Origin of the sequence: Halalkalibacter hemicellulosilyticusJCM 9152, from assembly GCF_000513115.1 — a bacterium.
Classification (GTDB): Bacteria; Bacillota; Bacilli; order Bacillales; family Bacillaceae_D; genus Halalkalibacter; species Halalkalibacter hemicellulosilyticus.
In genome coordinates this window covers 128205-151755 of the sequence record NZ_BAUU01000001.1, presented here as the reverse complement: position 1 = coordinate 151755, position 23551 = coordinate 128205, and the positions used below count along the sequence as shown (strand labels likewise).

Annotated in this window: 20 protein-coding genes and 2 pseudogenes; 4 read left to right on the top strand and 18 right to left on the bottom strand. The window is 38.4% G+C overall.

Features of this window, described 5'->3' with window-relative positions; all coding sequences use genetic code 11:
- The first annotated feature begins 15 nt into the window (after positions 1-15).
- Both JCM9152_RS23040 and JCM9152_RS00700 read left to right on the top strand, forming a co-directional pair.
- Positions 16-474: a glycoside hydrolase family 78 protein gene (locus tag JCM9152_RS23040; protein WP_235715584.1), complete on the top strand. Its 459-nt coding sequence runs from the start codon at positions 16-18 to the stop codon at positions 472-474.
- Positions 366-2666, top strand: coding sequence for an alpha-L-rhamnosidase (locus JCM9152_RS00700; protein WP_235715587.1), 2301 nt, complete (start codon positions 366-368; stop codon positions 2664-2666). Before JCM9152_RS23040 ends, JCM9152_RS00700 begins: the two co-directional genes overlap by 109 nt.
- Positions 2667-2806: 140 nt before the next feature.
- Here the strand turns inward: JCM9152_RS00700 and JCM9152_RS00695 are convergent, their stop codons facing one another.
- The 3 genes and pseudogenes from JCM9152_RS00695 to JCM9152_RS00685 form a co-directional block, all read right to left on the bottom strand.
- Positions 2807-6193 carry an alpha-L-rhamnosidase gene (locus tag JCM9152_RS00695; protein WP_148296407.1) on the bottom strand — a complete coding sequence of 1129 codons (3387 nt, stop codon included), beginning with the start codon at positions 6191-6193 and terminating at the stop codon, positions 2807-2809.
- 388 nt (positions 6194-6581) lie between these two features.
- Positions 6582-7600 (bottom strand): annotated as a pseudogene (locus tag JCM9152_RS00690) (FecCD family ABC transporter permease).
- A pseudogene (locus JCM9152_RS00685) lies at positions 7600-8653 on the bottom strand (FecCD family ABC transporter permease). The pseudogenes JCM9152_RS00690 and JCM9152_RS00685 overlap by 1 nt, the downstream one beginning before the upstream one ends.
- A 157-nt stretch (positions 8654-8810) precedes the next feature.
- Between JCM9152_RS00685 and JCM9152_RS00680 the strand changes: the two are divergent.
- The gene (locus tag JCM9152_RS00680; RefSeq protein WP_035339782.1) at positions 8811-9794 is read left to right on the top strand and encodes an ABC transporter substrate-binding protein; all 984 of its coding nucleotides are present in this window, start codon (positions 8811-8813) and stop codon (positions 9792-9794) included.
- Between the two features lie 51 nt (positions 9795-9845).
- Here JCM9152_RS00680 and JCM9152_RS00675 read toward each other — a convergent pair whose 3' ends face one another.
- The 13 genes from JCM9152_RS00675 to JCM9152_RS00615 all read right to left on the bottom strand — a co-directional run bounded on the left by JCM9152_RS00675 (position 9846) and on the right by JCM9152_RS00615 (position 19107).
- Complete coding sequence (locus JCM9152_RS00675) at positions 9846-10343, bottom strand: hypothetical protein (RefSeq protein WP_035339780.1); 498 nt, start codon at positions 10341-10343, stop codon at positions 9846-9848.
- Positions 10344-10858: 515 nt separating this feature from the next.
- Positions 10859-11413, bottom strand: coding sequence for an ATP-binding cassette domain-containing protein (locus JCM9152_RS00670; protein WP_035339778.1), 555 nt, complete (start codon positions 11411-11413; stop codon positions 10859-10861).
- Entirely contained in the window at positions 11386-11724 is a 339-nt protein-coding gene (locus JCM9152_RS00665; RefSeq protein ID WP_158318420.1) for an ATP-binding cassette domain-containing protein, read from the bottom strand. The genes JCM9152_RS00670 and JCM9152_RS00665 overlap by 28 nt, the downstream gene beginning before the upstream one ends.
- A 12-nt stretch (positions 11725-11736) precedes the next feature.
- Complete coding sequence (locus JCM9152_RS00660; RefSeq protein WP_035339774.1) at positions 11737-12120, bottom strand: GntR family transcriptional regulator; 384 nt, start codon at positions 12118-12120, stop codon at positions 11737-11739.
- A 12-nt stretch (positions 12121-12132) separates the two neighbouring features.
- The gene (locus tag JCM9152_RS00655) at positions 12133-12873 is read right to left on the bottom strand and encodes a hypothetical protein (RefSeq protein WP_035339772.1); all 741 of its coding nucleotides are present in this window, start codon (positions 12871-12873) and stop codon (positions 12133-12135) included.
- Positions 12874-12884: 11 nt separating this feature from the next.
- On the bottom strand, positions 12885-13361 hold the full coding sequence (locus tag JCM9152_RS00650) for a small multi-drug export protein (RefSeq protein ID WP_235715583.1): 477 nt from the start codon (positions 13359-13361) through the stop codon (positions 12885-12887).
- A 166-nt stretch (positions 13362-13527) separates the two neighbouring features.
- Positions 13528-13932 (bottom strand): hypothetical protein, encoded by a 405-nt coding sequence (locus tag JCM9152_RS00645; RefSeq protein WP_035339770.1) that lies wholly within the window; start codon positions 13930-13932, stop codon positions 13528-13530.
- An 870-nt stretch (positions 13933-14802) separates the two neighbouring features.
- A complete protein-coding gene (locus tag JCM9152_RS00640; RefSeq protein WP_035339768.1) occupies positions 14803-15159 on the bottom strand; it encodes an MmcQ/YjbR family DNA-binding protein in 357 nt (118 codons plus the stop codon).
- Positions 15160-15298: 139 nt separating this feature from the next.
- Positions 15299-15430 (bottom strand): AraC family transcriptional regulator, encoded by a 132-nt coding sequence (locus JCM9152_RS23885; RefSeq protein ID WP_081727837.1) that lies wholly within the window; start codon positions 15428-15430, stop codon positions 15299-15301.
- Positions 15431-15465: 35 nt separating this feature from the next.
- Positions 15466-16089, bottom strand: coding sequence for a DUF6597 domain-containing transcriptional factor (locus tag JCM9152_RS00635; protein WP_035339766.1), 624 nt, complete (start codon positions 16087-16089; stop codon positions 15466-15468).
- 71 nt (positions 16090-16160) lie between these two features.
- Positions 16161-16910 carry a DUF418 domain-containing protein gene (locus JCM9152_RS00630; protein ID WP_035339764.1) on the bottom strand — a complete coding sequence of 250 codons (750 nt, stop codon included), beginning with the start codon at positions 16908-16910 and terminating at the stop codon, positions 16161-16163.
- A 17-nt stretch (positions 16911-16927) separates the two neighbouring features.
- Positions 16928-18412, bottom strand: a complete 1485-nt coding sequence (locus JCM9152_RS00620; protein ID WP_052015432.1) for a saccharopine dehydrogenase NADP-binding domain-containing protein — start codon at positions 18410-18412, stop codon at positions 16928-16930.
- Positions 18413-18414: 2 nt separating this feature from the next.
- Positions 18415-19107 (bottom strand): class I SAM-dependent methyltransferase, encoded by a 693-nt coding sequence (locus JCM9152_RS00615; RefSeq protein WP_035339760.1) that lies wholly within the window; start codon positions 19105-19107, stop codon positions 18415-18417.
- 266 nt (positions 19108-19373) lie between these two features.
- On the opposite strand from JCM9152_RS00615, the gene JCM9152_RS00610 reads away from it, so the two are divergent.
- A complete protein-coding gene (locus JCM9152_RS00610) occupies positions 19374-20450 on the top strand; it encodes a helix-turn-helix transcriptional regulator (RefSeq protein ID WP_052015431.1) in 1077 nt (358 codons plus the stop codon).
- A gap of 128 nt (positions 20451-20578) precedes the next feature.
- On the opposite strand, the gene JCM9152_RS00605 is transcribed toward JCM9152_RS00610, so the two are convergent.
- Positions 20579-21082, bottom strand: a complete 504-nt coding sequence (locus JCM9152_RS00605) for a CBO0543 family protein (protein WP_035339757.1) — start codon at positions 21080-21082, stop codon at positions 20579-20581.
- Between the two features lie 170 nt (positions 21083-21252).
- Positions 21253-23514 (bottom strand): GH32 C-terminal domain-containing protein, encoded by a 2262-nt coding sequence (locus JCM9152_RS00600; protein ID WP_052015430.1) that lies wholly within the window; start codon positions 23512-23514, stop codon positions 21253-21255.
- Positions 23515-23551: the final 37 nt, after the last annotated feature.

Here is a 23551-nt window from a genome sequence, read left to right as displayed (position 1 = left end):
AGGAGGAAAAAATTTATGATACAAGTTTACGATGTAAGGTGTGAGTACCTAAAAAATCCAGTAGGTCTCGATGTCCTAGAACCGAGAATTAGTTGGAAACTAACATCTGAAGAGAGACATGTTCGACAAATGAGCTATCAGCTACAAATAGCAGCTGATGATGACTTCTCGTCCATTATATGGGATTCAAATGAGGTTATTTCTGATAAAAACCTCCATATTACTTTAACCGACATTCAACTAGTGTCAAGGAAACGCTATTATGTTCGTGTTAGAGTAACCGATCAAAAATCGAATATGTCTTCCTGGTCCGACATTGCTTATTTCGAGATGGGCTTATTAACTGCAAATGAATGGCAGGCGAATTGGATCATCCCCCCATTACAATTAACGGAGAGCCTTGTCCTGAATTTAAGAAAACATTTCATGTATCAAAGAAAGTCACTCGAGCTCGCCTATATGCAACAGCATTAGGTTTATATGAATTAAAATTAAATGGTGAAAGAGTTGGCGATGATTATTTCACTCCAGGTTGGACTCATTATGAATCAAGGTTACAATACCAAACATACGATGTGACTGATAAGTTAGTTGCAGGAGAAATAGAATGGACGGCATTATTAGGAAATGGTTGGTATAAAGGAAACCTTGGCTGGGTAGGTGCTCGTGATATTTTTGGCGATCGGTTAGCATTGTTAGCCCAGCTTCATATTGAATATACAGACGGCTCTGAGGAAATGATCGGAACTAATAATTCTTGGCAAGTTACAGCAAGCGCTCTACAAATGTCTGAAATCTACCACGGTGAAACGTTTGATGCTACAGCGACAACAAGTGATTGGCAAGTAGTTGAAACAATTGATCACCCTAAAGATATTTTAGTTGCCCAGGAGAACGAACCTGTGCGAAAAATTGAAACGGTACGACCTCAAAAATTAATTCAAACACCCAATGGTGAAGTTGTCATTGATTTTGGGCAAAATTTAGTCGGTTGGGTTGCTTTTGATATTGAAGGTGAAGCCGGTCAAAAACTTGTCATTAAACATGCTGAAATATTAGATGGGGACGGTAATTTTTATATCGACAACTTAAGAACAGCAAAACAAACAAATACATTTATTATAAAGGGTGACGACAAAGAATCCTTTGAACCACATTTTACATTCCAAGGTTTTCGCTATGTACAATTAATCGGTTTTCATGATAACCAATTAGATTTAACTAATTTCCGTGCTGTTGTTTTACATTCTGATATGGAATTTACAGGAGACTTCACATGTTCCGACCCTTTAGTAAACCAGTTGCAAAGTAATATTAGATGGGGATTAAAGGGCAATTTCTTAGATGTACCTACAGACTGTCCACAACGTGATGAACGATTAGGCTGGACAGGTGATGCACAAATGTTTATACGAACGGCCAGTTACTTAGCCAATGTAGCTCCATTTTTCAAAAAGTGGTTACGTGATTTAAAAGCTGAGCAACTAGAAGATGGTAGTATCCCATTTGTGGTTCCAAATGTTCTTATTGAGGATATGAAAGAGCCTGAAGATACGACTACTCACAAACCTTATGGATCAGCTGCATGGGGAGATGCAACCGTTATTTGTCCATGGACGTTATATATCGCTTATGGTGATGAAAGAATTCTCGCTGAGCAGTATGATAGTATGAAAGCTTGGGTTGAATATATTAAATCACAAGGTACAAACGCTTATTTATGGAATACAGGATTCCACTTTGGCGATTGGTTAGCATTAGATGCGAAGCCTGATAGTTATATTGGGGCAACAGATCGCCCTTATATCGCAACTGCCTTCTTTGCTTATTCAACATCGCTAGTTCGAAAAGCGGCTAAAATACTTGGCAAAGATGAAGATTACCACTATTTTTCTAGTCTTGAAGATCATATTATTAAAGCGTTTACAAATGAATATGTCACGCCAAATGGTAGACTAGCTGTTCCGACGCAGACGGCACAGTTGTTAGCATTAATGTTTGACTTAGTGGATAACAAAGGAAAAGAACGCGCCGTTTGCAAGCTACAAGAATTGTTAGAAGAAAGCGATCATCATTTAACAACTGGATTTGTCGGTACTCCTTACCTCAATCATGTGTTAACAGAAAATGGTATGAATGACGCTGCTTATAAACTATTGTTCCAACAAGATTATCCTTCTTGGCTATATCAAGTCACTAAAGGGGCCACAACCATTTGGGAGCATTGGGATGGAATTAAAGAAGACGGTTCGTTTTGGAGCACAAATATGAACTCATTTAATCACTATGCATATGGTGCAATTGGTGATTGGTTATATCGTAAAGTAGCCGGCCTTGAACTTGATGAACAAATACCTGGATTTAAGAAATTTATGATTAAGCCTTACACCGGTGATGGGCTAGACTATGTCGAAGCAAAATTAGAGTCAATGTATGGTCAGATTCGCAGTGCATGGAAAAAAACAAACACTGGCATAGAATTAGAAGTTACGATTCCAGTCAATACGACAGCAAGCATTCATCTATTAAATGTAGACCGTGACCATATAAAAATAGACCAACAAAATCCAGAAAATATAGAAGGAGTGCTTTTAGTAACTAATCAAGGAAAAGACACCGTGGTCACAGTTGGTTCTGGAACCTATGAAATAGTAACGAGCCTATAACTTAACGTTTTCAAACGGTACCCTTAGAAACATAGTGTAATAATAAAAGTGGCACTCACCCAATGAATTAAGGTGTGTGCCACTTTTTCATTTACAAAATTATCCCCGACCTCTTTTAGTCATGCAATGTCTCTTTCATTTTACCAAAAGACCTCAAGTGATCGTGCACCAATTAACAAATGAGCTTTTACAGTCTCAGATAGTTCGTCTTTATTATTTAAATGTTTTAAGAAGTTATTCAAGTGATGCTCTGCTTGTTTATATGCACCTCGATTAAGATGGTGCTGTACTTGATTTAAGCTGTTTGTTAATTGTCTTGAAAGTGGTTTTGTTACTTCACTAGAGTCAATATAGCTTTCTAGTAATCCTTTCAACAATTCAATAGATTTAATTTCCTCACCGTTAATGACAGAATGGAATTCATAGCTACCTGATTGAAGTTCAAATACAGCTCTTCCATCCTCAAATTTAATGAATTCTACACCTTCTGCATTCGATGCTAACACATCTCCTTCAAGCACCATGTTTTCTGAAACGGCTTCTAGATAAAGAGTAGCTGTCGTATTTGCTGGAACTGTTGTTTTATAAATAACCGTATTCCCTTGATTTGTCCATTCGCTTTCTATTGTTCCATATACCGAGTCATATGAACCTTTCACCCAATCAATTCGGTTATAGGTATCTACAGTTGGCTTCAGAATAGTATGTTTAAATCCTGGGTTGCTTGGGTCATTAGAAATCCCAAGCATATCACTGTACATCCATTCACCAATAGCACCGTATGCAAAATGGTTAAAGGAATTCATACTGGCTGGTCCAAATCCATCTTCTACGGAGTAAGAATTCCACCTTTCCCATATAGTTGTTGCTCCGCTCTTGACTGAATATAACCATGAAGGCATTTCATCCTGTAGAAGGAGAGTATACGCTAGGTCAGAATGTCCAACTTCACTTAACACAGGTCCTAAAACATTTATTCCTAAGAATCCAACAGATAAAGTATTTTCCGCAAATTCCACTCTAGCACTATCTGGATTAGCAGCCTTGTATTCATCGGTATTTTGTATATTAGCTACCAATAAATCAACCATCTGTTGCTTTTGTTCTTCATTTTCATAAAGCCCTAGTTTCAATGCCCATAACAAAGACGTTTGAGCATTGTCCTCACCAGGGTTCGATAAGTTTCCAGTTGTTCTACTACCTGCTAACAATGTTAAATTTCCTTCATCTATAACAATATAGTTTTCGATAAAGGCTACCTTAATATTTTCAAATAATGTCTTATATTTTTCAACATCTTCTGAATAACCAAGAACTTCTGCCATCTCAGCCATAAGCATAGCATCATATGCGTAGAAAGCATCACTAAGTAAATAGTGATTAGATCCCGACATGGCACTAACATCAGGTCTTTGGAATGACAACCAATCCCCATACGTACTGCCCGGCCCTCGATAAGTATCGCCTGTCATTGAATATAACAAATCCATGTACTCTTCCATACTTTCGTATGCTCTTTCAATTAACGTCGTATCTCCTGTCATTTGCCAATGAGTCCATGGAACAATAACTCCTGCATCTGACCAACCAGAGTCTGGTGATGTATTCCTACTGTAACGAGAACGTGGAACTGTTACTGGATATGAACCATTGTCGTATTGGGCATTAATCATATTATCAGTAAAGTGTTCCATGAAGTTAATAGTATCCATGTTGTAGAACCCCGTTTTTGCAAATAATTGTACATCTCCTAACCAACCTGCACGCTCATTCCTTTGTGGGCAGTCCATAGGTATCCACAAATAATTACCACGTTGACCCCATTCAATATTACTAATTAGTTGATTCACATCTTGATCAGATGTCACTAATGAACCCGTAACATCAACAGCAGAGGTAGCAACTTTACCTGTTAAATTCCCAATTTCAACAGAAGCTCCTTCCGTTAAAACCGTTACTTCTACATATCTAAAACCATAAAAAGAAAGAGAAGTTTGGTAAGATTCGCCTTCCTCATCACCGTTTAATGTATAATAGGCGCTTGCTTGAGCTCCCCTAAGGTTAGCAACATAGATTGAGCCTTCTGGTCCGTCAGCCCCATTACTATCATCATTTAACATTTCAGCGAATCGTATTCTAATCTCTGTACCTTCTTCTCCGTTCACATTAATATTAGGGACACCTACCATATTTTGTCCAAGATCATATATGACCGTTTCACCCTCTGTAATAGATGGTGCAAACTCTTTAGCTCGTTCTGGATCGCTCTCTGATTTCTCCGGAACAATGTCAATTTCTCCTCTTTCATTTCTACTAGACTCTTGATTAACAATAGAATCATACGTAGTAACTGAAATTGGATATTGATCAAGTTCATCTACAATTTGTGCTGTTTTTCCATTATAAGACGTAACGATAGCGTTCGGAAATTGTTCTGTATAGCCATGCTCTTTTACATCATCCCACTCAGAATCATCAAATCCAGTTTCATTCCACCCATTAATTTCTTTCGTTGCATCGTAAATTTCACCGTCGTAAATATCATCCAATATATAGGGACTATCATTTGTTCCTTTCCATCCAGAAGTTGTATCTGTTACGATACTTTCAGTTGATCCATCTGTATACGTAATTAGCATTTTAGCAAATAGGGCCAGGTCATTACCTGAATTACTATAATAAGGTGCTCCACCTGAGGAAATCCTACTGTTATACCAACCATTCCCTAGCATCGCCCCAATAGTAACATTTTCCTCACCTTCTAAATAATGTGTCACATCATAGGTCATATAATTAATTTCTTTATCATAGGAAGTCCACCCTGGTGCCAACAGTTCATAGGATGTATCTCCTTCTTCAGTTAAAACTCCTAACTTTTCACCATTTATATATGCGTCATAAACACCTAATGCAGTAATATACAAACGTGCACTTTCTACCTCTCCATTTAATGATGCTTCCTTACGTAGCATAGGTGCTCCATTTTCTTCAGTTGCATCTAAAGCAATCCATTGGGCACCATCCCAGCCTTCTACTCCATCCGTGCTCAATAGGCCCGTCTCAAAGAAGGAGTCCTCTGATGATTCAATCATGTCTCCATCTTTATCCCATACCGCAACTTTCCAATAATAGCGTGTCGAAGCTTGAAACGCGTCTCCTTCATATTGAACGGCAACCGACTCATTCGACTCGACTTTTCCACTATCCCAAACATCTGCACTTTCAGGAGTTAAGTTATCAGTGCTCGTAGCTACTAATATCCTATACGCTGTTTGCTGTTGTCCACGAACTCCTGAAGCTATCTCCCAACTAAAGCGGGGATTCTCTATATCCATTCCGATAGGGTTGTTCTGGTATTCAACCCTTAAATTATTTATATATGTCTGATTGCTTGCTGCCATCACACTTGATGAATCATTAGATTGGATTGATAATCCCGTATTAAAAACTGATGCAGGAATCACCAATAAAAAAGTAGTAACAATGATCAAACAACGCTTGAGTAACTTGGATCGACGATTACTCATCATGTTCCTCCTTTTATTTCGCTTTTTTCGCTTCCATTCCTAATAACAACCTCCTTCCTCAACTAAAAGGAAACGCTTTCATAAAATTATCATTTTTTATCATTATTTTTAAGGAGACAATTCTCAGATTAGTAGGATATTCTTCATTAACTATCATTTTTTATAGAAATATAGCTGACTATTAATAGACCTATGTGAAAATAATATATTTTTTCTACAAAAAAAACTGTCAGGGAATACAATTTGGGTAAAAAGAAAGGCAGAGGAAATAATTGTCATCATCACCTCTGCCTTTGTCTTCAATTATCTCTTACAGTTATTCACACTAAAGCTTTGCACTTTCAGTAAAACACTCATTAAAACTCTGTATACATGAAGAAATAACTTCCTAATCCACCTTAATCAACAAATAAATAAAATAAGGGGCTCCTAAAGCCGATACAACCAGCCCAACTGGTATTTCAGAAGGCGCTAGAGCATTACGTCCTATCGTATCAGCCACTAATAAAAGCAGAGCTCCCATTAGTGCCGTTGTCGGGATGAGAACATGATACTTCTGTCCGACAAGCCTACGAGCTAAATGCGGTGCGACAAGACCTAAGAAAGAAATTCCACCACCAACCGCTACGCAAGAGCCCGCTAAAGCGACAGAAAGAATTAATAGTATTCTTCTTTCCTTTTCAACATCAGCCCGAGTCCCGTTGCCACTTGATCCCCTAATGATAGAACATTCAAGTATCGTGCTTTGTAAATAACGATTGGTATTAAAATGAGAATCCAAGGTAAAATCGTTAATACAAACGTCCAATTCGCTCCCCAAATACTGCCTGAAAGCCAAATCGTTGCTTGCATAAAGTCTTGTGGGTTCATCTTTAATTGAACAATAAGAAGTGCCGCACCAAATGCCGCATTTACACCAATTCCGACAAGAATGAGTCTAACAGTTGTTACGCCTTGTTTCCAGGCAAGGGTGTAAATGAGAAACGCTGCTAACAATCCACCGAGTAAAGCTGCAATCGGCATCACAAAAATGGAAAACGTACCTAGTCCTGAAACAGAGCCTTGAAAAAAGAAAATAAAAAGAACAACAGCTAACCCTGCACCAGCATTAATTCCTAGAATCCCTGGGTCCGCTAAACCGTTCTGTGATACACCTTGTAAGATAGCACCTGCCACACCTAAACCTGCACCAATAAGCAGAGCAATAACCATTCTTGGCAAGCGAAATTCGAACAATACGAGCTGATTATTTTCAGTACCTGATCCGAATAATGTTTTGATCACATCAACCGGTCCTATTTTAATGTAACCTAAGTTCAAACTAACAAAAAAGCAAATCACTATGAAACATATTAGAAGAATCATAATAAGAGCAGGTCTCTTTTCTTTCATATGATTTCTCTTCATTACATCCCCCTCCCTTCACGTCGAGCGAGGTAAAAGAAAAAAGGCACACCAATGAGCGCCGTAATCGCTCCTACTGGTGTTTCAAAAGGTGGATTCACCATGCGCGCTCCTAAATCTGCAAGTACTAAAAGCAAAGCCCCTAATAAAGCTGAGCAAGGAATAATCCAGCGATAATCAACTCCTACTAAGAAACGAGTGATGTGTGGGATGACTAGTCCTATAAATCCAATTGTCCCAGCAACTGACACCGCTGCACCGGTTAAAAGTAAAACAACAATTGTCCCCAACACTTTTACTAGTCTCGTTCGTTGTCCTAACCCCTTTGCTACATCTTCGCCTAAACTTAAAACCGTTATCGAACGTGATAGAATAATTGCAAGAGTAATACCAACGAGCGCAACCGGAATGAGGAGTTGAACACTGAACCAGCGCACACCAGCAACCCCACCGGCATACCAAAAGCTAATATCCTGGGCAACATGGAAATGAATCGCAATCATAGAGGAGATCGAGCTTAATAGCGCCGATACAGCTGCACCAGCTAATGCTAGCTTAACAGGTGTTAGCCCACTTCTTGAGAGGCTTCCAATTGTAAAAACAAGCCCAGCCCCCAACTGCTCCAATAAACGACCAAATCATTAAACCGAGATAGGAAGTCGCTGGGAAAAAAGCAAACGCAATGGCAATCATAAATGCAGAACCAGCTGTTACCCCCATAATACTTGGAGAGGCTAACGGATTCCGTGTCATCCCTTGCATAATAGCACCAGAAACAGCTAAAAAAGCTCCAACTAATCCAGCTGCTATTGCTCGTGGCAATCGTAATTCTTGAATAATCTGGTGCTCCGTCAAATCAGGATTAAACTGAAAAACCCCTGTCCAAACCGTTTTCAAATCAATACTAGCCGCACCGAATGATATTGATACAGCTATACCAAAAACGAGAGCAATGGCACCAACTATTAATATACATACAGCGAAGACAGGTCGAGTCTTTAAATTCTTAACTTCTTCACTTGGGGAAAGCTCCGATTTACGATCCTTTATTTCCATCTTGACGCATCCTTTATATAAGTTTATGATAATGAGAATTATTTTCAATATTTAAAGTATAGTAATTTACATCTATAAAATCAACAACAGCTTGTAAATATATGAAAATAAAATAAAGAGTTGAATAGGATCATTTGGATAGAGGGGGAATCATACAATGAGCAAGAAACACAGAATTACATCACTATTAGCTATGTTATCTTTATTCATCATGCTTTCAGCGTGTAGTGAAGCTAATGAACAACAGGCTTCTGAGGAAGAACCGACATCGGATGCAGATCAAGAAACTTCAGCAAACGACTATGTATTAACAGATGCGCTTGGAAATGAGGTGGACATACCTGCTAACCCCGAACGCATTATTGCTTCTTACTTAGAAGATCATCTCGTGGCTTTAGGGGTAACACCTATTGCACAATGGTCTATCCATGATGGTGAAGGAGTACAGAATTACTTACAAGACTATTTAACAGAGGTTGAACCTATTCCTTTTGATTTACCTTTTGAAGCCGTAACAAGCTTCGCTCCTGATTTACTAATTATGAGTTCAGCCGATTTAGTATCTGAAGGGAAATATGAGCAGTATGCTAGAATTGCACCTACCTATGTTGTCGCGGAGGCAACAAATGACAACTGGCGCGAAACACTTACTCAACTTGGGGACGTGTTGAATCGTGAGGAAGAAGCTACAGCAACATTAGAAGCGTATGAAGAAAAGGCACAAAAAGCAGCAGAGCAATTATCTGATCAAATTGGAACAGATTCAGCAGCTGCACTTTGGCTCACAAACAGTCAATTTTTTATTGTGAGCAAACATGTATCAAGTGGCGCCGTCTTATATGATGATCTCAGGATTACCATTCCAGCAACAGTTGAGAAAGTTTCAGAATCGGCTACTGGAAACTGGTCGGCTATTTCATTAGAAGAATTAGTAGAGCTTGATGCTGATCATCTGTTTTTAATTAATAGTGATAGTAGCGATGGTTCTGAAATGCTCGACGATCCATTATGGCAAAACATCCCTGCAGTCCAACAAAACCAAGTATACGAATTTTCACCTGATACAAGCTGGCTCTATTCAGGTCCAATCGCTAATGAGCAAATCATTGATGATGTATTATCTAGCTTGACTGTTGAATAATACAAAACCACCTCGTTCTACGTCGACGCAGAGAGGTGGTTTTTCTAAATCTTAATAGTCATAATACTCCCATTCAATTTCCATTCCCCAATCACCTGCAAGACCTTCCAATTGCTCTTTAAACTGGTCATCAATTTCTCTCGCTTCAAGAATCGTATCCATATATTGATCAGGATCCAAATCTAGTAACCATTGATACTCTGCATCTAGTTCGATTTGCAAAGATTGAGTATATAATTCGTGAATTTCTTGTAATCTTTCATTGTCAATTTGTTCGCCATATTCTTCAGACTCGACAACTAATTGCTCAAGAGTCGGAATAAATGTCTCTTCTGTGTATAGAACAATGTCCTCTTCAAATTCAGCCGTTTCGAAAAATTGTTCCGATTTCACATGTAAGTCAACATACTTATCCGTCATCACATTTGTATCCTCTAAATAATCTTCCATTAACCCAACATTCCCATTGATGGTATGGATGATTGAACATCCTGAAACTATCCCTAATACGATGACTGACGCGAAAACCATCATGACCTTTTTCAACATTTTTAATCATTACCTCCTGTATTTTACATTTTAACCTATAAAATTATAGAGGAATGTCGAAGTATTGGGAATAGACCGAATATCCTATTTTGAAGTACCTAGTATACATTGACGGGCCAGCTTCCATAATTTGCAGCTACCGTCCAATCAAAAATAAATCTAAATGGCATCCATTGAACATGGACAAACCCTTCTTTTGGGGCACACTAATGGAACCCATTGTTAAATGACGAACTATTATCAGATATATAATTAAGCCTTGTACTAACAATCTCCTCAGGTAAATGTCTAATTTTTTTTTTCGAAAATCAAAGATTATACAGATAATCAACTCGAAACAACCAAGTAATTGTATCATCGGGATACTATACATCTGCTTCAATTATTATTCTTCCTCTAGACTACTCTCCCTGCTACTAGATTAATTTTACCAAACACAAAATTCATATGAAGGTATTATTAAAAAGGCTCGCTTTCAAGAAGTTCATGACTTCATTTGAAAGCAAACCTTTTCTTTATGTCAAAACGGAGGATTCAAAATAATACTCCATCACTTCATCTAACTCTAATCGTTGTCTATGGGTCACTTGAACATCCTTTTCCCGAAGAATTTCTTCTAGATTAGGGAGGTGATCGGTCACAATTTGTAACGGTGCATAGCTAATCGATTTTACATTTGGATGGTCTTCGAGCTGTTTGGGCAATGAGGATATCCATATTCTCGCCCAGCGCTCTTGAAGTTCCTCCTTTTCAATGCGATCGTGTATCTGTCCTTTATTCATGAACCATATATAATCACTTAATTGCTTAATCTCATCCTGCTGATGAGTCGCAATCATAATACTCCTTGCACCGCTTTCCATATAATCCATTAAATCTTCCTTCATCTTTCGTTGTGAAATGAGATCTACACCAGAGGAAGGCTCATCAAGCAATAATAACGATGGGTGATGTGCAATCGCTAAGATAAAATCAATCTTTTTCTTCGTTCCTGTTGAACAATTACGATACTTTTCATTCACATTAATTTCATAGCGCTCTACTAACGATTCATACCACTCATAATCCAATTCGGGTACCAATGAGAGACAAACGATGTTAATTCTTTAATGGATAATTGTTCAAATACTTCGTACAACCCAATTCCCATATAGCCGACAGCCTGTTTGAAAGAAGTCTCCTTATATCTTACATTTTCATCATTCCATGTGATAACCCCTTGATCTTCATGAACCTGATTCATTAATATACGGAAAAATGTACTCTTTCCAGATCCGTTTGGACCGACTAAAGCGACAATTGTACCTTGCTCTATCTCGATATCAATAGGACCAAATGAGAAGGATTTATAGCTTTTCGTTAATTGATTCACCTTTAACATCATCTCACCACACTATCCTTTTTGATTCATAATTTCATCAAATGCTATTCGAATTTCTTCTCTCGTACTCCCCATTAACTCAGCTTGTTCAATGGCTTGCTGTAATGCCGAAAGAATAACTTCTTGCTTCGTATTTTGCTTCATACTATGATCTAATTCTTTTACAAACGTCCCTTTACCTTGAACGGTTTTAATAAACCCATCATTTTCGAGATTTTGATACGCTCTCCTCGTTGTAATGACACTACACGCCAATTCACTTGACAGTGCTCGAATGGAAGGAAGTAACGTATGAGCAGGTAGCTGCCCACTCACAATTAACGTTTTCACTTGCATTTCAATTTGATGATAGATCGGCTGCTTACTATCCTCTGATACAACGATTGGTAGCTTCATTACTCCAGCCTCCTACACATAGTCTCTCGTTAAGAGGCGTTTCTTCAAAATATGATAAAAGATCATGCAAGTGCTTCCCCCAACTAAAACGGAAATACTTGCAGCGAACCAGCCATAATCTTCAATTAAACGAAAGCTCCATTCAACAATACCAACATTGAATATTTTCTGGAACAAAATAATCAAGACAATATAAATTAAAAGGAAGACGAATGAAAACAAATATAGCATCTTCCCATTTGTCCCAAACTCAACAAACGTGTTAAAGCTCCCAAATAGTAACGAATATCCGAACCAGACAATGATAAAAATCAACCAATTCTCAACAGAAACATATTGAAATAACGGCTTTGCTATCCCGATTGTAAGCACAGAATAAAAGACGATCGACATCAACAATAACGTCAATAGCATAAACACGACTCGATTTAACGCAATGACACTAATCGGAATCGGTAATGCTCGATAAAAACCAATTCTTTTCCCAAAAGGGTCTTCTTTAATCGTTCGAAACGTTAAATAGGGACCAGACATAAACAATGTAGAAAAAGACGGCAAGATCCCTAGAAAAATAAGATCATGTATAAATTTGCTATAGATGATGTCTTCCCCACCATACACTTGTCTAGCAAACATATCAAAAAGCGGGATCGTAATTAAGCCGATAAAGGCTGCTGTTATCATTGTTAACAGAAATGACCCGCTATGAAATTTCAACTCTTTTTTAACGAGCCATATTGAATTCTTCCACATTACTCACCCTCCTATTCTGTAAAAAAGCGTTCAAGGAAAGGATTCTCAATGTTTAATATATCAATACCGAAAAGCGCTAGTATGGATAAAATAACACTCCAACCACAAATACTAATAAGCATCCAGATTGTTACAGCTTTTTTCGTGCCACCGAATACTAATCCCAAAAAAGCAACTAAGTGACTTCCAATCACAAATGGAGCCAGTAACGCAAAGCCTGGCAACCCATACTTTTGCCAAATCCTTTGTGCTTTTGCCGCTTTTTTACTCGATTGTTCTTCTCCTTTCTTCCTTTTGCGCCACTCTCTAATTTTATCAAAAAAGACGATCACAACTAAAACGGTCAGTACATTTCCAGCTATCGCGAGAATAACTGTAGGTGCAAACGCAAGCCCACCAAATACAGCAAATGGACTAATATAAATTGCTTCCATAAGCGGTGTTGCTGACAACAAAAAGACCAATACATACATCCATAATACATCCATCATTTCAATCACCTCAAGTGTTATAGTGTTTATATCAATATATACAGTATAACACCATTTGCCACATTGTCAACTACAATAATGGTCTCCCATGCAAATAAGCTTGTCAAAACCTCGTTACACGAGATTATTATTGACAAGCCTGAAGACTGTAATCATGCTAAAACTAAATAAATAAGTAACAAACAAAGACCGCAATAAGGACTGTATCTATAATCGCAAGATACAAAGCTATTTTAGACGTTTTCACTTTTTCTAACCGATTATGAAATAGACAATCATACAAGCTTATAATGAATAAAATGCATGTGATGATCGCAACAACTAAAGACTCTGTCACTAAGACTGCTATTATGTAAATAAACCATCTCCGAAAAAAATTGAAAGTAAAAATGAGAACAAATATTGAAAAAGAATGCGGATTTAAGTCTAATTCGTCTTCAGATTGAATACCTTTAAGTCCTTCTTTAATTTGTTTATGCTCTCTTAAGTAGTCGATATTGATCCACAATAGAATGAAACAATACGCGATAATAAACATCTCTTCATGATTTTGCACAAATTCAAGCAATCGTACTCCTCCTTCAACCACCTACTCAATCAATAACGACGCCTCTTCTTCATCATAGCACAATTACCAAAATAATGGATATTTCATTAAAGGTACAGTAAGAGTTATGCTCGAAAGACCGAATAAAGGCTCTGATTTGACTAGCAATGGCTCCACTCGTTGCTCGCGCTGTACGAGAAACTTACTCGTATCAAGTTCTTCAAACAGGCGTTTCGCACATTGCTAAAAGGGAATCGAAAAAATTAATAAGAAAAACGCGAATGCGTCTTTTCTTATTTTCATTGTGCAGAGCCGTTACAATGGTTTGAAGTTATTCTGAAAGCGGGGTTCTTTCAGAATGACGTGTAACATGCGAAGCTAATGCTCTCCTTTGAATATTCTAACACCCTCTTTGCAGTGTCCACCATATCTTCCTCGAATTTTATACATTTATAGCTTTTTAAGAAAAACGCTACAGCGTCTTTTTTTGTTCCGTTGTGCGGAGCCGTTAATAAGGTTTAGCTCATATATGCGTGCATCAAGCGTGAACGACAGCCTTTGCGAACCTACTTACACAGTACCCACCAACAAAGGTAATCCTCATTCCTCTAAATAAGAGAAAAAACGCTTCCTGAGAAGAAAATGTAGTTCTCCTTCCGCTATTTTGGCTTTTATGGCTCCTTTTGGACTCATTTTGCTTACATAGAGGAATGAGAAACCGTAACGATATGAAACCGGGAATATCGGGAGAAATAGAGGAATGAGGAACCGCATCGAGAAATTGGACTTTACATTCCTCTACTGCCATATTTATAAATTCTTTTCTTTAAACAAAAGCCACCGAAAAAGTTAAAATCGTACTTTTTCAGTGACCTTGAAACCCAACTTTTTTCAAGCTTTCAATTGTTCTTTTTTCTTCTTCGTTAACTTGGAGAAAACGAGTTCATAGGATTCCTCGATCATACGTTCCATCACATCTTTGGGTACATCACATTCTTCAAGGAGAACCGAATTCCAATGAGTCTTATTCACATAATATCCAGGAATGACGCTTTCGAACTCTAACCGGTACTGCTCTGCTCTCTCAGGCTTACATTTTAACGTGACAATTTGTTTCCCTTCACCATTAGTACCGATCATCGCAAAAATCTTCTCACCGACCAAATAGCGTATCGCACTCCACTCTTCCTTATAATCACGCTCAGCACCTACTTGCTTCTGACAGATTTCCTCAATATACGATTGCATACCCAATCAACTCCTATTTCTTCATTACGCTAGCATAAGCTGTTGCCTATCTTAGAGCATTCTTTAGATGTATAATTCAAGCTTATCCTCATCGTACCTACAACACTTCTCAATGTATTGTAAAAAAACGACATATAGTTTATATCTCTTGTATCATCCTCTTAGGAGTCTTTCCACTATATGTTTTAAAGTCCCGTATGAAATGGGATTGATCAACATACCCATACTGATATACAAGATCTGCTGCATCGCATGTGCGCGTAGCATACATACCTCGCCAAATTTTCTGGAAGCGAACAAGATTGATTATTTTTTTGGAGAGAGTCCAGTGTACATTCGAAATAAACGTTCCAGCTGTCGTTCCCCAATCGCACAATGTCTCGTTAAGTCCTTCTGAGCAATAGGACCATTCGACTGCAATATCAAGTCCATGCTATTAAGAAAGTCAGGGTGAAACTGTTTTCTTTCTTCTACTAGCCTGTTCAGTAATACATTTTCGATTAGCTTGATCTTCTGTGCAAGATTCGCACTTATAAAATATTCACTTCGAATCAATGATGTCAGCACAGGAAAGTACTCCTTAGAATCACCGATCATATTTTTAGTCGAAGTAAAATCTTCCTCAGAGAATAACCAACCACTCCACCCAAAAAAACGAATTCCTAACACGGCGCTCGCTAACTCCGTTGTCGTATCAAAATAAGTATCATTCATTCCAGAAAAGACCGATCGAACCCTATTTAGACCTTCATCCATATAGATCAAAATATCCAAACATAGATCAGGAATCACACGCGTTTGAGATTGAAGCCGTTGATCGAACCAAAAACAATGAATATACGGCTGTAGGATTGGATGAGGCTTATACTCTTCATAACCAGTTTGATGAGGTTTAGCCGTTAACGTTTGAAGCCTTTCTAGAAATTTCACGTCTACCTCCTGTTATCACCCTTTCCTACTCATTCGCCATTTTAAACTCAATTCCTACCTATCATTATCTCTTATGACAACTTATACGTATACTTCCGCCATAGCCATTCCATTGGCCCCGATTTATACCGTCTTAACCAGTATCGACTCATGAATACTTGAATCGTAAAAATGATCACAGCGAGTAAAAAAACACCCGCTGGCTCAATGGATCCAAATAAACCAAATCCATAGCTGTAAAAAAGTGTTGTACAGATCAACGTTTGAAGCAAATAGTTAGTAAAGGCCATCCTTCCAACAGGCTGCAAAAAAGCGACAATGACCCTAAATCGTTGTGATCTCATACACACATAGAGAGCACTTACATAGAAAAGAGCTAGTGCTGGCCCACTTACAGAATACCCGATATACTGAATCACATAATAAGGTGAGCTAATCGAATCGACATAAGATTGAGACCAAATAGACAATAGAGCAAAGGGAAATCCAATACAGAAGCTATAATTCCGAATTCGTTTTATCTTCCCTAGATGTTGCTTCGCATCGGCAATTAAACGGCTTTGCCATGCGTACATACCAAGTAGAAACAGCCCAAGAATGACAGGAGCCATTAGGATATAACCTTGATAAATCATGGCTATATCGACTAAGCGCTGCATAAAGATCTCCCAAGCTGATCCATTCGAATAAGCATATACAGCTTGATCATACATATCTCCAGCTACTTGGGGAAAGGAATCTCCTGAATCAAAACCTATTAACAATAAGAGAGACAGCAACACCAACGGCGTGATTAGTAATGCTCCCGACCAAACGAGCATTGTCCTATTTTTCTTTTTCAAATAAAAGGGTAGGAGAAAAGCGATGAGGCATATAATGTTAAAATATCTCCATACCAAAAAAAGAAGAGATGAATGAGTCCAACAACAAGAAGAAAACGAATCCTCCTTCTATAGATTAACTCTGCATGCACCTCTTTATTTTGGAGTCTTGAAAGGAACAGAGCAAACCCAACTCCAAACAAAAAGGAAAACAAACTAACAAATTTAAATTCAAATGCCACCGCCATAATGACCACAACAATCTCATTTAATAGACCCTCTGCCTTTGATAAACCTAGTATATCCACAAGCAAAGCTGGTGTAGAGAAATAGCTCATATTTACAACGAGTATGCCAAACAACGCTATTCCTCTGAGTACATCTAACTCTAATAAACGTTCCTTCTCCTTTGTTGGAGCTACTTTACTCTCCATCATACCCCTCCGTTTCTCGTTCCCAACGTACTGTAGGCTGTAGATCGTTATACACTTCATCCCAATGAAAAAGCTGTTCGATATGTAAAACACCAGATGGTATATGCCTTCATATAATTGCTTTGCGGCCATACTCGTTACGAAGGCTGTTATTTCTGCCTCTTCCTTACCATGGACAGCCGATTTCACGATCATCTTTTGACCATCTTTTCTTCCAATTACTTCCGTACAAACAGCAAAGTCAGATGAGCCCCATTGGAGCTTCTCAAATAACAATAGAAGGAGCGCTTCAGGAAATAGGTGAATCAACTTACTTACTTTTAGTAAATGGACCGCTTTAGTGACGAAGCGCGAATCAAAGCAAAGCCTTGTCGATACCGGTATTTCATGCCTCTTTCCAAGGACATGCTGATCAGCAAAATTAAATCGGTAGGCAATCCTTTTGCTCATTTGACTAATAAAATCAGTCGCTTTTCCATCGGTAAAGCCATGATAGCTCACAACTTCCCCCTTCTCACTCAACTTAAACGATTCCTTCGTTTGCTGTAATGTCCAACGAATGGCCTCCTTCCCATGCTCATCCCCTAATCCAAGCATGATAAAAAGGTTCATTTCCGCTAAAGTATCTAATCTCTCCGCAGCCCAAGTGGCTAACAGGTTCGATATACCAGGAGCTAAGCCAACGCTTAAAAGCGCTGTTGCTTCATGCTCTATTGCTACTTCATCCAACTTCTCTACTTGTTCAATAAAGGGGTATGAGGCTGTAATATCAATATACGTAATCCCATGCTTGAGACATTGCGCAACAAAATCGGTAGAAGTTTGCTCTACACACATAATGACAATTCGAACATCATGAAATAATACAGGGTCAGCCCCTTTGCTCACATCTATATACAAGGGAAGCACCTTTCCATTTGTTGATTGTGCGAACTCCTTCGCCTTCTTTTCATTTCTCCCTGCTGCATAAACGTTAGAAGGGAAATCATTAGCGAGCTGGCGACAAACCTTTTGACCAACATGACCATAGCCGCCAATGACAATGATTTTATCTCCAATTGCCTTCATTACTATTCTCGCCTCCTCTTAAAACATATATAGGCATCAATCAAATAAGAACGGAAATAGCAACCTACATCCTCAAACTGACAATTACGTAATAGTGCTAGAAGCTCCTTCTCTGTTATAAGGTCTGTCGTATCCCCAATAGAGTCGGCAAACTGCTCAAATTGAAGTTCCTCTATTCCCTGACTTATCATATGCTCTCTCCAAGCCGCCATTTGCACAGAAAAAACGCGACTAGTCGGATCACCATTTATCATCGCTAAGCAAAGTGGCGCACCTGCTCGGATGTAGGAGGCTAGCTTCTCCAAAAATTGACGCTTGTTAGCCTTTCCTTTCACAAAATGCAAAACAAGTAGACAAGTAACCCCATCATAAAGAGCACTTTCAGAAAATGATTCTAACGTTGTTAATCGATAACGAATTCGATCATTTGCCTTCTCCCGATCAGTACGTACTCTCGCTAGCTCTAGCATCGGTTGAGACGCATCAATCGCCGTGAACGACCAACCTTTCTCTTTAGACGCCATTGTAACAAGCTCTTCTCCTCCACCTGCTCCAATAACAAGTAGGTTCGCTTCACGTTTTGCGACTGCCTCCGTCATTAGCCGCGATGTTATATCATAGAGCAATGGATAGCCCGCAATTTTACGTCGAATCGATTGCTCATACTCATATACGCTTGGATCATTCCACTTCATATTTGAATCACTCCCCTTAACATTAAATCTGTAATGTCCTTTGCCTTAGTTACAGGAGGCCCATTTAAATAGACAAATCGATGCCCCCATCACACATGTAATTTCTTCAGGAATAATTCGCACCTCTAGTTAACCATTTCAATTTCTCCTTCCCGACCTTTCTTTTCTCATGTAAAATAGTAGTAATAATCATTATCAATTATAAAAAAAGTCGACATAAAAAAATATCCCACATAGTTGGGATATTAATTGGAAGGGGACTTATGATGAATATTGATCAACTAAAAAACAAGCTAACGACAGCCGATTTCCAGCAGCATTCTTATACATTCCGCCAATTTGTACTCAATGAATTAAAAGCGTGCATTTCTTTCACTGCTGCATGCTTCACGACAATCGATCCAGAAAGCCTCCTCTCAACTGGCGCTGTCATCGACAAGCCCATTGAGCCGATTCATTCATACATTCTTGAAAATGAACATAAAGGCTCTGATTATAATCACTATTTCCAATTAGTCGATTCACCACCTCACATGGCAACGTTACATGATGCAACTAACGGAAACCTAGCTCTTAGTTATCGTTACACATACATTTTAGCACCAGCTGGATATCACGATGAGCTACGTGCTGCATTAATAGACCAAGGAAAGTGTTGGGGATATGTAACCCTTTTTCGTTCCGAGCATCAACCCGTTTTTTCTAAAGAAGAACAACAGCTCATAAACAGCCTACTACCAATTTTAACAAAAACCGTGAAAAGGTTAACAATCCAATCATCCTTTTCACCGAGCACTCCCCAATCAGAACAGGCTATTATGATTCTTTCAGATACGTTTGAGCTACTTTCTGCCAATGAGGCTGCACACTCTTTATTAAGTTCATTACGTGAGCAGGAACAATTGGAAGGTGATTTACTTCCTCGTCCTATTGAAACACTATGCTCCAAAATAAAAGCAAGTTCCACCTCTAAAGGAGATCAGAAATATGAGCAACATTCAGTTAGTATCCCGACTGCACATGGTCAGTTACTCTCCCTTCATGTAACTCAACTAACAGGCGAGAAGTTTTCTAAGCAATATGCTGTTATTTCACAACAGACAAAGCCTTTTGAACGATTAAGCTATACGCTCCTATACTACGGTCTCACACAACGTGAAATTCAAATTGTCGAGCAAATCTTCAATGGCCATACAACGAAGGAAATTGCTAGCCGCTTATACATTTCGGTGCATACCGTACAGGATCACTTAAAATCAATTTTCGCCAAAATAAACGTCCATAGCCGTAGAGAATTACTATCCATACTCAATCAGAAAAATACGCCCGTTTCTAGCCAATAGCAATACGTTTTTGCTCAAATTTCTCTAGTCAGTACTGCCATTCTCGTTTCGGTGCACGTTCTTGCTACTCCCCTGCCAAATCTGCGACTTTTCCTTTCTAATACAGATTCTCATTTTACCAATACTCTTCAAGAACCCCCTACCTCAATCCCTCCGCCTCTCATCTTATTATCGAGCTTTCGTACAGTATAAATGAACAAGCGAACAAACCAAAACGTTAGCGTTAAAACGAAAATAGTATGCACAGACGTCCAGCCTTTATTAAATTCAACTAAATTTGTTCTTTTTTCAAGCCAATGCTCGATGCCCGCCATAGGAAGACTAAATAGAAACACACTAAAAAACGTCTTAATAGGTTTCATTTGGTAAGTAAATTGATTATACATGACGCATAGCATCGGAAAGATTAAATATAAGAAAGCAATATTCGAATCGAACCACTTTGGAAAAAGACGAATTGGATACTGGAGGAACTTCCTCTTAATAACAGGTCCATCCATTAACGTCGAAACGAGCGTTTTGAACAAATAAATAATTAACCAGTCTTTAAAATGATCTCTTTTCCGAAATAACAATACCCATCCAGACATACCGATTGCTGTGATAAGATACAGTAGACTTCGATCCTTCATTTAGAACCTCCATTCGTTACTTGATACTCTTTAGATGTTTTAAGATGGTTTTAAACTAGTTTTCTCTAAAATTCCACCGGTTATGTGCGCATTAAAAAAAGCGCGCTAAAGTAGTCTTTAACACGCCTAAACATCTATTTTTTATACTAACAATAATTCAGCTAAGAATATTACATGTATATACTTTTCATTTTCCAAACCTGAACCGACTCAATGATCTGACTCTCTTCCCCCATAATTGAAATTCCGGCAGCATCCTCTCTTGTTGGATATACTCTCGTCGTCAAGCTTTTAAGATCATTTATATATGCTTCTACCATTGATTTATCAAGAAATATGCGGAGTTGAATTGGTTGCTTTTGATTTATACCTACTTTGCCACCTTGGATACCAGTTGTCCACTCCTTCTTATCAAGTGTTGTCTTTGTTCGGTCAACGATTAATTGATCAACTACATGATCATAATATAGTAACGTTTCCTCTACGCGATCTTTTGATTGTCTAAAGTATAAACCAACGTGTTCGCTTGAAAGTTCTTTGATTCGAATGACGATTTCAAGCATTTCACCTTCGATAAATTGTAATGTTTCATTCGCATGCTCCAGAGTAATATCTTTCAAATCGACTAACTTAGATTCTCGAAGTGATTCCACTTCATCTATTGGTTTAAAACGGATGCGGTCGTCCTCTCCTAAGAAGACACTGATCGGTAGCCCACCATTATGAGCCCATCCCGATGCATATTCATATTCTAGTGGTCGTTCACCTTGGGCAATAGTAAATAAAATAATTCTCTTAGTAGTCGGATCAATCATTGCACTTGGTCCTGTAAAATGAAAGTCTCCTACATCGAACAAATGAGGTTCTTCAAAATCCGGGATGAATTGGCCACTTTGAAGATTCCATTCACCAACCCAATAATATACCTCTACATCCGCATCACCATCAACTGGACTAATAATAAATAAATGCTTCTCTTGTCCATGACTGTCTTGACCAAGTGGAAGAAGAATTGGAAGCTCCCATATTTTACCTAGATAAGGGAATTTCTCATAATCACTTATATAAAGAGGTCCTCGATGTTCCCAATGTAGTAAGTTCTTTGATTCGAATAATAACGCAGTACCGCCTCGGCCTTTTATTCCAGAGCCGACAAGCTGATACCATGTATCCCCTTCTTTCCAAACGAACGGATCGCGAAAGCCATCATCATCTAGTTCATACCCTTTAGGCTGGGATAAAATAGGACGACCATACTTTTCCCACTTTTCTAAATTAGAATTGCCGTTATCGTCTGTCGTACACCTAGCTAAACCAATCATTTGGTTAGGTATATATTGATGATTGCCAGCTGTAAAAAATAAAACAGGTAACCCATTATCATCATAATGAGCACACCCTGACCATACTCCATCAGGATCCAATGATTCCGATTCTGGAGAAAGGGCTATCGGCAAATCTTGCCAATGGATCATATCCTCACTAACCCAATGTCCCCAATGAATATTCCCCCAATAAGGCCCTTGTGGATTATGTTGATAAAAAAGATGAAACTTTCCTTTATAGAAAAACGGAGCATGCGGCTCATTCATCCAATGGCCCGGAGGTGACAGGTGATATTGGGGACGATGTCGATCTAATATAAATTCTTGTCGATCGATCACTAAATTCTCTACGTCAATTGAAGGTGGCTTGCCATCACGTTCGCCTAAATAGGCATGATAGGTAGCTAAAACTTCCTGTTCTGATAACGCTTTAGAAAATAGACATACTTCATCCAGCAATCCACAAAACATACCTAAAGCAAAGGTCTCTTCAATCATGTGAGGTTCATTTGGCTTACCTATCAATAAATCTTCACTTGCTAAAAGGAGAGACTGCCCAGCTTCAACTTTTTTAGCTCTTGACTTTTTTCCATTTTCATAAATGATCATTTCTCCGCTAGGCGCATGATAGGTTGCTACAACATAAGTCCATTTATTTTTAGCTAAGGTCGACTGATCCACCAGCAGTTCTTCCCAATTCTTCTCCAAGCCAAGTTGAAATGTAAGATAACCATATTGTTTTATACCTAATAGGAAGCCTCTTTTTTTGCTTTGATCATTTTGACTCATTAAAGCTGCTACATTATCATGATCTAGCCCGCCAAATGAATAAGGAGCCACCCACATCGAAACCGACAATTCCTCTTTATTTAATGACACGTGCTCTTTCTTTCTTTGAACATATGTGGAAAAACCATCGAACCATAAAGCCTTTCCTTTTATTCCTTTTCTTCGCTTTATATTTCTGCTCGGCTGAAAAAGTGCATCGTGAAAAACATAATGTATGGAATCTTTCGTTCCTCCAATTGTATCAATGGTAAACTTCCCTTCATCCTCAAAAGACCATTGTGCTATCAAGGTATTACTTAACTTTGTACTCATCTCCATCCTTTTCTACCTCCAATATCTTTACACTTAAGCAATG

Excerpts from the sequence above, each read along its gene's own strand:
- JCM9152_RS00615 (WP_035339760.1), bottom strand. The coding sequence starts at position 19,107 with ATGAAGTGGAATGATCCAAGCGTATATGAGTATGAGCAATCGATTCGA.
- JCM9152_RS00675 (WP_035339780.1), bottom strand. The coding sequence starts at position 10,343 with ATGTTGAAAAAGGTCATGATGGTTTTCGCGTCAGTCATCGTATTAGGG.
- JCM9152_RS00665 (WP_158318420.1), bottom strand. The coding sequence starts at position 11,724 with ATGTTAAAGGTGAATCAATTAACGAAAAGCTATAAATCCTTCTCATTT.
- JCM9152_RS00680 (WP_035339782.1), top strand. The coding sequence starts at position 8,811 with ATGAGCAAGAAACACAGAATTACATCACTATTAGCTATGTTATCTTTA.
- JCM9152_RS00630 (WP_035339764.1), bottom strand. The coding sequence starts at position 16,910 with ATGCTCGTTTGGTCGGGAGCATTACTAATCACGCCGTTGGTGTTGCTG.
- JCM9152_RS00640 (WP_035339768.1), bottom strand. The coding sequence starts at position 15,159 with ATGCAATCGTATATTGAGGAAATCTGTCAGAAGCAAGTAGGTGCTGAG.
- JCM9152_RS00620 (WP_052015432.1), bottom strand. The coding sequence starts at position 18,412 with ATGAAGGCAATTGGAGATAAAATCATTGTCATTGGCGGCTATGGTCAT.
- JCM9152_RS23040 (WP_235715584.1), top strand. The coding sequence starts at position 16 with ATGATACAAGTTTACGATGTAAGGTGTGAGTACCTAAAAAATCCAGTA.
- JCM9152_RS00660 (WP_035339774.1), bottom strand. The coding sequence starts at position 12,120 with ATGAAGCTACCAATCGTTGTATCAGAGGATAGTAAGCAGCCGATCTAT.
- JCM9152_RS00600 (WP_052015430.1), bottom strand. The coding sequence starts at position 23,514 with ATGGAGATGAGTACAAAGTTAAGTAATACCTTGATAGCACAATGGTCT.
- JCM9152_RS00695 (WP_148296407.1), bottom strand. The coding sequence starts at position 6,193 with ATGAGTAATCGTCGATCCAAGTTACTCAAGCGTTGTTTGATCATTGTT.
- JCM9152_RS00650 (WP_235715583.1), bottom strand. The coding sequence starts at position 13,361 with ATGGATGTATTATGGATGTATGTATTGGTCTTTTTGTTGTCAGCAACA.
- JCM9152_RS00605 (WP_035339757.1), bottom strand. The coding sequence starts at position 21,082 with ATGAAGGATCGAAGTCTACTGTATCTTATCACAGCAATCGGTATGTCT.
- JCM9152_RS00610 (WP_052015431.1), top strand. The coding sequence starts at position 19,374 with ATGAATATTGATCAACTAAAAAACAAGCTAACGACAGCCGATTTCCAG.
- JCM9152_RS23885 (WP_081727837.1), bottom strand. The coding sequence starts at position 15,430 with ATGTATGCTACGCGCACATGCGATGCAGCAGATCTTGTATATCAGTAT.
- JCM9152_RS00655 (WP_035339772.1), bottom strand. The coding sequence starts at position 12,873 with ATGTGGAAGAATTCAATATGGCTCGTTAAAAAAGAGTTGAAATTTCAT.